This is a genomic window from Clostridium acetireducens DSM 10703 (assembly GCF_001758365.1).
GTDB lineage: Bacteria > Bacillota > Clostridia > Clostridiales > Clostridiaceae > Clostridium_C > Clostridium_C acetireducens.
Genome location: NZ_LZFO01000017.1, coordinates 39,300 through 49,594, shown reverse-complemented (window position 1 = coordinate 49,594; position 10,295 = coordinate 39,300). Strand labels below are relative to the sequence as shown.

Annotated in this window: 7 protein-coding genes; all 7 read left to right on the top strand. The window is 23.7% G+C overall.

The features are described from left to right. The first annotated feature begins 152 nt into the window (after positions 1–152). The 7 genes from CLOACE_RS06950 to CLOACE_RS06920 all read left to right on the top strand — a co-directional run bounded on the left by CLOACE_RS06950 (position 153) and on the right by CLOACE_RS06920 (position 10,216). Complete coding sequence (locus tag CLOACE_RS06950; RefSeq protein ID WP_070110381.1) at positions 153–440, top strand: putative quinol monooxygenase; 288 nt, start codon at positions 153–155, stop codon at positions 438–440. Positions 441–566: 126 nt separating this feature from the next. Beyond that, positions 567–1,007, top strand: coding sequence for a hypothetical protein (locus CLOACE_RS06945; RefSeq protein ID WP_070110380.1), 441 nt, complete (start codon positions 567–569; stop codon positions 1,005–1,007). A gap of 180 nt (positions 1,008–1,187) precedes the next feature. Then, positions 1,188–2,291: an ATP-binding protein gene (locus CLOACE_RS06940; RefSeq protein ID WP_070110379.1), complete on the top strand. Its 1,104-nt coding sequence runs from the start codon at positions 1,188–1,190 to the stop codon at positions 2,289–2,291. 234 nt (positions 2,292–2,525) lie between these two features. Next, the gene (locus tag CLOACE_RS06935; protein ID WP_070110378.1) at positions 2,526–3,560 is read left to right on the top strand and encodes a Wadjet anti-phage system protein JetD domain-containing protein; all 1,035 of its coding nucleotides are present in this window, start codon (positions 2,526–2,528) and stop codon (positions 3,558–3,560) included. After that, on the top strand, positions 3,551–5,062 hold the full coding sequence (locus CLOACE_RS06930) for a replicative DNA helicase (RefSeq protein WP_070110377.1): 1,512 nt from the start codon (positions 3,551–3,553) through the stop codon (positions 5,060–5,062). The genes CLOACE_RS06935 and CLOACE_RS06930 overlap by 10 nt, the downstream gene beginning before the upstream one ends. After that, positions 5,049–5,786, top strand: a complete 738-nt coding sequence (locus CLOACE_RS06925) for a DUF6063 family protein (RefSeq protein ID WP_070110376.1) — start codon at positions 5,049–5,051, stop codon at positions 5,784–5,786. Before CLOACE_RS06930 ends, CLOACE_RS06925 begins: the two co-directional genes overlap by 14 nt. After that, complete coding sequence (locus tag CLOACE_RS06920) at positions 5,786–10,216, top strand: coiled-coil domain-containing protein (protein WP_070110375.1); 4,431 nt, start codon at positions 5,786–5,788, stop codon at positions 10,214–10,216. The genes CLOACE_RS06925 and CLOACE_RS06920 overlap by 1 nt, the downstream gene beginning before the upstream one ends. Positions 10,217–10,295 lie beyond the last annotated feature (79 nt).

Here is a 10,295-nt window from a genome sequence, read left to right as displayed (position 1 = left end):
CAGGTGATTTTTTTATTAGCTTTGTTCATTGTTTCCTCTCTCCTTTCTGGGAGGTAATATTTTTATGGTAAATCTATTATATTTCATAGGTTGAGGGGAAGCAATGTTCATATAACTTAACAGAACTTATAGGAGAGAGAGGAGATTTGCAAATGATAAAAGTAGTAGCAAAAAAATTTGTTAAACAAGATAAACTTGATGAGGTTATAAAATTATATGAAGAGTTAGTTGAAGCTTCAAGAAAAGAAGAAGGCTGCATAAAATATGAGTTATTCCAAGACGATAAAGATTCTACAATATTAGCAGTAATTGAGGAATGGGAAAGCAAAGATGCACTAGCTAAACATAATAATGCAGAACATTTTAAGAGAATAGTTCCTATGATAGCTAAATTAGTTTTACCAGAGTCTACTGTTAATGTATATAACAAATTGATTTAGTAAGCAGGTATAAATATACTACCATGTAAGATAAAAATTTCATAAGGTTGAAATCTTTTTAAATTAAGTGTATAATAGTTATTAAGTAATAATCATTATACACTTAATTTAAGGGGGAGACATACTATGGGTATAGCTAAGAATGAAATAAATTTTGATAATATTACAAAAAATCTAGCTAATTGCTGTTTAACAGAAGAAAAATGTGGTGCTTGTAAAGAAGAAAAGTGTTTAATTGGATATTCTAAAAAATGCATATTAGGTTGTTTTAAAAATGATGTAACATATGTTGAAAATGGATTTAAAAATATACCAAGTGCAGATGCAAAGCTATATGATCAACATAATTTAGTAGTAGGAATAAGTGATATTCTTAAACAATGCAGAAGTTGTAAGGAAGATCATTATGATAATTGCATAATAAATGTTTTAAGAAGTTGCTATGAGGTAATATTATTTGGAGAAACTCAAAAATATGATGGAAGTGCTTTAGTTTATTTGAATGAAGTTAAAGATTCAAATAAAGAAATTATGCAAAAAATTATGGAAGAGTATTTAAAAAAATAATAAAATATCATGTCTATTATTTTTTAGATTAATATTAACTAAAAATGAAATTTATGCAAATTAATATGTTACAAATGCAGAAATAAATAGAGAATATTAATATATTTTTTATATTAAAAGAATATTTTTCAAAATAAATAATAAATATAATATGAAATCACTATTTAGGTTAATGTATATATGATTAATAAAAAAATAGACTTAAGTCCATCAAGAGATTTTATTATTAAATCAATTGTAGGAGAAATAACTTTAGAAACAGCTATATTAAATTTGATAGATAATTGTATACAAGCTTCAGATAAATATAATAGAAATAAAAAATATACTATTAAACTTTTAATTAATCCTAAACAATTTAGTATAGAAGATAATTGTGGAGGAATGAGTAAAGAGAAGCTAGAATCAGCTTTTACTTTTTTTGTTAATGAAGATTATGAAATACAACATGATAGAGGACTTAAACGATCTGTATTAAAAATAGGAAGAAAAATTAATATTACATCCAAAATTTCCGGTTGTAGATATAATGTTCCAATAAATATATCTAATTGGGAAAAAAATAGTTGGAGTATGGATATTAAAGAAGAGAAAATAAACAGTTGTATTGAACAAGGAGTTATCATAGATATACACGATTTATATAGAAAAGTAAAAAAAATATTTATGAATACTAAATTTATTAATAAATTAATTGATTTAATAGTTAATAGGTATAGGTGCAAATTAAAAGAAAATTTTAGCATATGGATTAATGATAAAAAGATACTTTTAAATGATATTTATGAAAGAATTTATGTAGGTTCTGAAAATAAAAAGATGAATGATATGAAAGTTGAGATTAAATTATATAATTTTTGTAAAGAATATAGTGAAAAATTAGAAAACGGATGGTATTTTATAGTAAATGGTATATGTGTAATAAGTAAAGATAAAAACTTATTTTGGAGAAAAAAGAATCAAGTAATTATATCAGGACATACTTATAAGACGTTTATTGGAGAAGTAATTATAACTGGAGATTATATACGCAATCTTCCTATTTGGAAAAATAATAATGGTAAATTAGATGCTAAAAATTTTTATAATAAAGAAATAATAGATTTTATGAGGGAAGTTATAGAAAAATATAGAATGTATTTTAGGGCTGAGGAAGTAAACGTTAAATATACTAGACCTTATTATATGGTAGAAACATTAAAAAGTTATTATAATGTAAAATCAAATAAAGATGTTGGTGAAGATTCTTTTGATGAATCTTATAATAGATATATATTAAAATGATTATTTTTATGGTGTACTTTAAAAAGCAGAGTGTTATGCTCTGTTTTTTTATTAAATAAGTTTATTATATATAAATAATTTTAAATTAACAGTGACTATTAAGAATTTAGTTGGTGTTTTTTTGTTTTAATTATAAAATTGGAAAATACCTAAGAAAAATGTAAATAAAATGTTGACTGATATAATAAAAACCAATACAATGTATGTTAAATAATAGAATTAAAGGAGAATTCCATGTATAAAGATTTAATTTCGTATTTAAAATCATATAAGAAATCAACTATAAAACTAGGAGAATTAGAAAATTTAGTTTCAGGAGATATTACATATAATGAATTTGCTAAAAGTATAAAAAGATTAGTTAATGAAAATATACTTATTCAAAAAAATCCTAATAATAATAATGGTAAAGAAATTTCTTTGCCATATAAGTTTGGAATTAATAGATATGAATTAAGAAAAGAGCATGTTAATAAGATTCAAAAATATGAATTAAAAATTAGTAAGGAAATTGACTTACAAGAATATTTTAATTTAAATGAAAATATGTGGAATAAAGATTTGCCTTACATTGAAAAAATTAATGATTATATTAATAAAAAGGGTTTTCCTAGAAATTATACAACTGCACAGGAAAGGTCTTTTAATATTGTAGGGGATGAAAAATGGATTGATGAAAAAGGTGGAAGAAAAATTTTAGAAAGAATAAAAATATGGGAAAAGCTTAATATAGTTAATAATTCAGATCCTCTAATGTTAGCTATTAATCCAAAAAAGTTAAAGACTAGCTCAAAACAACTTTTAAAAATTACATATTATCATTTAATAGTAGAGAATAAAGCTACATTTTTGGAATTACTTGATGTACTAAAAGATACAAAATTTACATCCTTAATTTGGGGATCAGGTTGGAAAATAGTAGCTAACATTACTATGTTAGAAAAGCAGCTAGGAGTTCAAGGAGAACATAAAATATATTATTTTGGGGATTTAGATAATGAAGGTATATCTATTTGGAATTCTCTTAATGAAAAGGTAAATGCTTTTTTAGCTGTTGAATTTTATAGGAAACTTATTAATAAGAATTATAGTTTAGGAAAAGAAACTCAAATAGAAGATTATAATGCCTTAAAGAACTTTTTTGAGTTTTTTAGTGATAAGGAAAATGAAAAAATTAAAAATATTTTAAATAAGGGAGGATATTTGCCACAAGAAGCTTTAAATAAGAATGAACTTAGAGATATATGGAGGAATACAAATTGGATATAAATATACATAATGTAACTGAAAACTATGGAGAAAGAATCCAAAGACTTGCTTTATTTGATCCACTATATAAGCTAAGTAATAAAACTTTAAAGGATAATAGTAATAAGGTTATTGATTATTTTAGTTTAGGTCTTCTCACATTATTATTCTTTTTTGAAAATATGGTCATAAGAAATAAGAAAATAGGAGTAAAGGAAGTAGCTATATTTCTTAAGCGAGTAAATAAGGGGGAAATAGACTTAGATTATAATGGATTTGAAAAAGTTGCAAGAACAATTATAGAAACCTTTAGACCACCAAGCGGAAAAAGAAATTCTAAAATATTTTATAATTGGGAAACAAGAAAAAACGACAGTGTTAATTACTCTATTTTAAAAGCAGATAAAGCAGATTTAAAAAATAATACTCAATATTACACTTTAGATGAACAAGGCCTTGAGCTAATTTTTGCTACAAAGGAATATTTTAATGAATTTCAACTATCTATTAATCAATTAGTTTTAAGAAAACAGCTTGAAAAGGGAGAATTTATAGGAGCCTTAAGACAAATTGATGAAATGAGTCTTGATGTTAAAAATCTTCAGGATAGAATAGAAAGAATTAAACATGAAGTTAATAGAAATATAGTGTCAAATGAAATATATGAAAGATATAAAAATGTAATTGAAGATATAAATTTAAGATTACAACGTGAAAATGAAGAATTTGAAGAGTTACATTCTTTTGTAAAACAGATTAAAGAAACTATTGGTAATGAAATTACTAATGATAAGGATAGAAAAGCATATGACCTCATGATTCAAATCGATAAAGAATTGGGACAAGTACATTATGAACATAGATTACTTTTTAAAGAAAGTATTATACTTAAAACTTCTGCTCTTGAAGCTGCTAAGGAATCACTTTATTATATAGGAATAGATTCATTTAATTTTGAACAAGAAATTACAAGTAGGTTATTTTCATCACCTCTTCCCTTAAATGCATCAAGAAGATTAATTGAACCTTTTATGTATTTAGAAATACATAAAACATGGTCACCATTAACAGTATTTTCAAAACAAAGAATTGAAAATAAAGATAAAAACGAAAAAAATGAAAATTTTTTAATTCCATCTTCAGAACAAGAAATTGAAATTGATAAAAAAATTCAAAGAGAAAATTTTAAAAAAGTAGCAGAAATTATTTTAAAGACTATCGATGATACAAGAAAAATTACTATTAAAGAGATTATAAAATATCTTAAAAATAATAAAGAAGAGGATATATTAAATAATCGCAGCTTTTATGACTTTTGGATTATACTGCATCAAAAGTCACCAATAAATATAGAAACAAAAGATGAAGAAAAAGAGTCTTTATTTGCAGAAGCTTTTAAATTATTAATAAATTGTGGAAAACTCCTTTATGTAAAAGAAGAAGAAGAAGTTTTATATGTTACAGATAGATTTACTATAAAAAATATGAGTGTTAGATTGGAGGAAAATAATGCTTCAATATAGCAATGAACAAGTAATTCAAGCCTTTAAATTATATTCAAAGCTTTCAATAAGAGGATATGGTGAAAGAGAAGAATTATGTTTATATGCAGCTGATGAAAATATAAGAGGGTTAGTTGACCAATTTGCAAGAGAAGTAGATTGTACTATTTTTGCATCAGGAGACTACATATATATGATACCTATATCAAAAGATTCTATATATCATGTTTCAAATGAATTTATTAAAAATACATATCTTCCTTCTAAAGCAGTGAATTTAGATTTATATTTAATGTATGTATCTATAATTGTACTATTTGGAGAATTTTATGATAGTTATCAAACCATGGAACCTACTAGAGATTTTATAAGTGTAAATGAATGGTTGAATGTTTTAAATAATAGGATATTAGCATTAAATGAATATGATTTAGAAAAATTAAAAAAATTAGATAAAGAATTTGATTATAACTGGTCAGCTATTTTAAAAAAATGGATGGATATGGATGAAATTAAGGAGAATGTAAAAAATCAAGATGCTAGAACTATAAGCAGAAAAAGTTTTTTAAGTACAGTAACAAATTTCCTAGAAAAACAAGAGTTGGTAAAAGACGTTGGTAATGAAGAAGTAGAGCTTACAGAAAAAGCTAAAACTATAATTCAAAGATATTATATGGAATATGATTATAATCGAGAAATATTAGATTTTATGTATAATATTGATCAGAAGAAAGGAGAAAGTTAATGCCAGCAATTTCTAAAATACGCTTTACTAATGTAATTTATGAAAATGGTTCAAAACGATATAATGATGATATATTTCAGTTTGATGGTCATAATGGAGTAATTTTAATTGAAAATGGAGGGGGAAAAACTGTTTTTGTACAAACAGCTATTCAATCTATATTACCTCATAGTGATTTAGCTCAACGTAAAATTAAAAACACTTTAATGTTAGAAAATAATGTAGCTCATATAGCAATAGAATGGATATTAAGTGAAAAACCTAGGAGATATGCATTAACATGTGTAACTTTATTTATGAATAAGGGTTTTGTAAAGTCACTTAAATATGTTTATGAATATGAAGAGGGTGATGATAATTCTATAGATAAAATTCCCTTTGTAAAAGAAACTATTAATGGGGGAAAAAGAGCTGCAACTAAAGAAGAAATGGGAGAATATTATTCTATTATGAGTAAAAATAGAATAACAGCTAATATTTTTAATACTATTCATGAATATCATGAGTATATAGAAAGTAACTTTAAAATTATTCCCTCAGAATGGAGAAAAATTGTTTTAATAAATGGAGCAGAAGGTGGAGTAGAAGAGTTCTTTGATGCTTGTACAACTACTGGTCAATTAGTAGACAACCTTTTAATTCCTACAGTGGAAGAAGCATTAGTCGGAAATGGTACCAAGGATTTTGTGGAAACTTTTGAAAAGCAAAGAGAGCATTTTAAAAAATATAAGCAATTAAAATCTAAAATTGAAGAAAGCAAATTAGTGAAAAATGAGATAGATTCTTATGTTAAAGTATATAAAAATTATGATGATGTAAATGAAAATCTAATTAAGATAAAAGGAAAGATAAAAGTTATATATAAACTTGTTAAAAATCAACAGTATGTCAATATAGAAAAAATTAAGGAAAATAAAAAAGAACAAGAAATTTTATTGGATAGTGAAAAATACTTAAATCAAAAAAAGGGTTCATATAATTTAGAATTATTAAAAGAAGAAAAACTTAAGGCTAAAAAAAGTTTTTCTGAAAGTTTAACTAAATATGAAGAAATTCGTAATAGTAAAGAGGAAAAAGAGAAAAAACGAAAAAATTTACAAATAGCTAAATATAATCAAAATATAAGGATACAAGAAGAAAAAATTGAATTTTTAAAAGGAGAAATTGAAAAGCTAGATAAAGATGAGAATGTAATAGATATTAGTGAAAAGTTAGAAGTTAATAGTAAGGATTTGAGAGGTTATTATTTAGCTGAAGAAGAAAAATTAGAAAATGAAAAATCAATAATACAAAGCCAGCTAGATAATATTGAGAATGATATTAAAACTTATAAAAGTAAAATTTTAAAAATAAAGCATATAGAAAAAGATTTAATTGCAAAAAAAGGTGCTATAGAGAAATCTATTGAACTACTTACAAAAGATATAAATAAAATTAAGAATTCTATATTAGATAATCCAAGTAAAGAAAAAATAGAAGAACAATTTCTTAAATGGAATGATAGAATAGTACAGTTAGAAAATTTAATTTTTAAGTATAAAGAACAAAAGAGGTCTTTAGAACATGAAAAGCAAAATTTATTAGAAGAAATACCATTGAATAGAAAAGAATTAGGAAATTTAAAAGAGGAAAAAATAAAATTAAGAGAAGGATTAAAAAATATAGATGAAAATCATAATGAGTTATTAATGAAGATTAAAGAATTTAAAAATAGATTTTATAGCTTTAATTCTTTATATTTAAAAAGAAATGCAATTTTAAATCAACTAGAAAATAGTATGGAAATATTAAGAGAAGAAAAGGAAAATTTAATATTTAAGGAGAGAATAGCTTATAGATGGATTGATGACTATAAGGAAAGTGAAATTTATATGGCTGATCCTTTAATAGAAAAATGGATTAATTTATGGAGAAACTCATTTAATTATATTGAAAGCGGAACAGAATATATTCAAGGATTAGCAAGTAGTTCTAAAGATTTAACAGAAATTAATAATAAATATCCTTTATGGTCAATATCTATAATAACTTTAGATTCAGAAATAGGCAAATTAAAGGATAAACTTAAAAATAAGTTAGATGAAATATCCCATCCTATTATTATAATAAGTGAAGCACAAGCAAGAGCTAAATTGCAAGGAAATGCTGTATTTGAAGAAGAAAATATTTTAATGCCTTCTATATGGGAAAAAAATATTAGCTTAAGTAATTTTAAAACATGGAAAGAAGAAATTCTAATTAAAGCTGAAGAAATAACAAAATATCGTATGGATAAAGAAAAAGAATTTAGTAATTGTGTTGAACTTTTAAAAAATTTAAGAGAATTTTATAGTAGATGTTCTTATAATGAATATCAAGATAAACAAAGATATATAAGAGAACTAGAAGCTAAGATAGAGGTATTAGCAAATAATATTAATAATAAAGAATCTAGAATAAAATATATAGATTGTGAAATAGAAAAGATTATAAAAATAATAAGTGATGGAATTCAAGAACAAAATATTCTTCAACAAAAGATTATAAAATCAAATGAATATTTAAATAAAAAGAAAGAAAAAAGTGAAAATGAAATTAAAAAAATTAAAGTTGAAAGTAAGTTAATGTATAATGATGAAGAACTAGTTAAATGGGAAAGGGAGATAAATATAAGCATAAGAACAAAAGAAGATATAAATTATAAAGCTTCTGAGATTAAAGAAAGTTTAAGTATATTAAAATCAAATGAACTCTACAAAGAAGTTATTAAATGTAGCCCTAAATATACAGAAATAAGTATAGAAGTATTAAAACAACAAAGAAAAACTTTGAAAGATATTTTAGATAAAAAACAAAAGGGAAGAGAGCAATTAGAAGAAGAGATAAAATATGTTTTAAAAGCAAAAGAATTTTCAGAAAAGGAATTAAATGATTTAGTTGAAGAACTAGAATTTGATTTAGATGAAAACTTAAAATTCCCTATATACGGTGATAATGAAATAAGTAAACTAATACAAGAATCAAAAGAATTGACTAAACCATTAGAAAACTTAGAAAAGAAATGTGAGAAATTTAAAGCTTTATTTTATGAAAAAAAAGCTGTGCATGAAGCTGAAGAGAGGAAATTTTACAATAAATATAAAGAAACAGTTGTTTTTGGTTTGCCATTAAAACAGATAAAAAATAGCTTAAATAATGAAGAAGTTAATATAGAAAAAAATAAGAATTACTTAGCTAATCAAAATAAATTTTTAGAAAAAGAACAGAGAGATATAGATAAAAATATTGACAAATTAGAAAAATACAATTTTAAATATTTATATTTAGCAGAAGAAATTAAAGAGATAGATTTAAAAGATGATTTTAAAATAGAGTTTCCCTATAAGAGAACTGAAACAATAAACGATATAATAGATGAAGTAAAGGATGCTAATGAACTTTTAGAAGTACAAGAATCAAAATTAGAGCGTAGTAAAAATGAGTTTATTAGATTTTGTAACTATGAAATTTTAGATATAAAGTTAAAGGAAATAGTAGTTACAGGAGTTCAACAAAAGAAAACATTTGCTGATATTTTAGAATGGCAAAGTAAACTTAATGAAAGAATCTTACGTACAATTGAAATTGCAGAAAATGATATTTGTGAGCATGATAAGGAAGTTCAACAATTTATAACAAATCTACATTCTTATTTAGTTACAATGATGCAAGAGTTAAAACAAATTCCTAGAAAAACAAAAATAAAATTAGGAAAACAATGGAAAGAGGTATTTTTATTTAATATACCACAATGGGATGAAAAAGAAGGTAAAGAAGAATTATCAAAATATATTGAATGGATGCAAACACAATTAGAAGGAGAACGTTTTAAAGATGAAAATGGTATTGAAGTTGAAAAAGAAGTTAGAAATGCAATAGAAAAGTGGCTTCAATCAAAGCAATTACTTAAAGTTGTTATGAAATCAAATGATATTAAAGTAAAATGCCGCAAAGTAACCAATGATCAAAATATGAGCAGTATGCCTTTTTCATGGGAAGTATCAAATTCTTGGTCTGGTGGAGAAAAATGGAGTAAAAATATGACTTTATTTTTAGGGATTTTAAATTATTTAACAGAAAAAAGAACACAAGTTATTTCAAATCGCAAAATAAATAGAACAGTTATAGTAGATAATCCCTTTGGGAAAGCTTCTAGTGACCATGTATTAGATCCAGTATTTTTTATTGCAAAGCAATTAGGATTTCAAATTATAGCTTTAACAGCTCATGCAGAAGGAAAATTTATAAGAACTTATTTTCCTATAGTTTATAGTTGTAAATTAAGAAATGCAATAAATGGTAATAATCAAATTATGATTAAAAACAAAGAATTAAGAAAAGCTTTCTTTAGAGATAATGATGCTGAAGCTTTATTTAGATTAGGTGGATTAGAACAAGTTAAATTGTTTTAGAAAAAATATTTTAGTTTTTTACAATATGATTTATATGTAAGAATTTCTGAAATCATAAAATAGTGCTGATGCAAAATCA

Bases quoted from the DNA above. Each gene is read 5' to 3' on its own strand.
- CLOACE_RS06950 (WP_070110381.1), top strand. From the start codon at position 153: ATGATAAAAGTAGTAGCAAAAAAATTTGTTAAACAAGATAAACTTGAT.
- CLOACE_RS06945 (WP_070110380.1), top strand. From the start codon at position 567: ATGGGTATAGCTAAGAATGAAATAAATTTTGATAATATTACAAAAAAT.
- CLOACE_RS06940 (WP_070110379.1), top strand. From the start codon at position 1,188: ATGATTAATAAAAAAATAGACTTAAGTCCATCAAGAGATTTTATTATT.
- CLOACE_RS06935 (WP_070110378.1), top strand. From the start codon at position 2,526: ATGTATAAAGATTTAATTTCGTATTTAAAATCATATAAGAAATCAACT.
- CLOACE_RS06925 (WP_070110376.1), top strand. From the start codon at position 5,049: ATGCTTCAATATAGCAATGAACAAGTAATTCAAGCCTTTAAATTATAT.
- CLOACE_RS06920 (WP_070110375.1), top strand. From the start codon at position 5,786: ATGCCAGCAATTTCTAAAATACGCTTTACTAATGTAATTTATGAAAAT.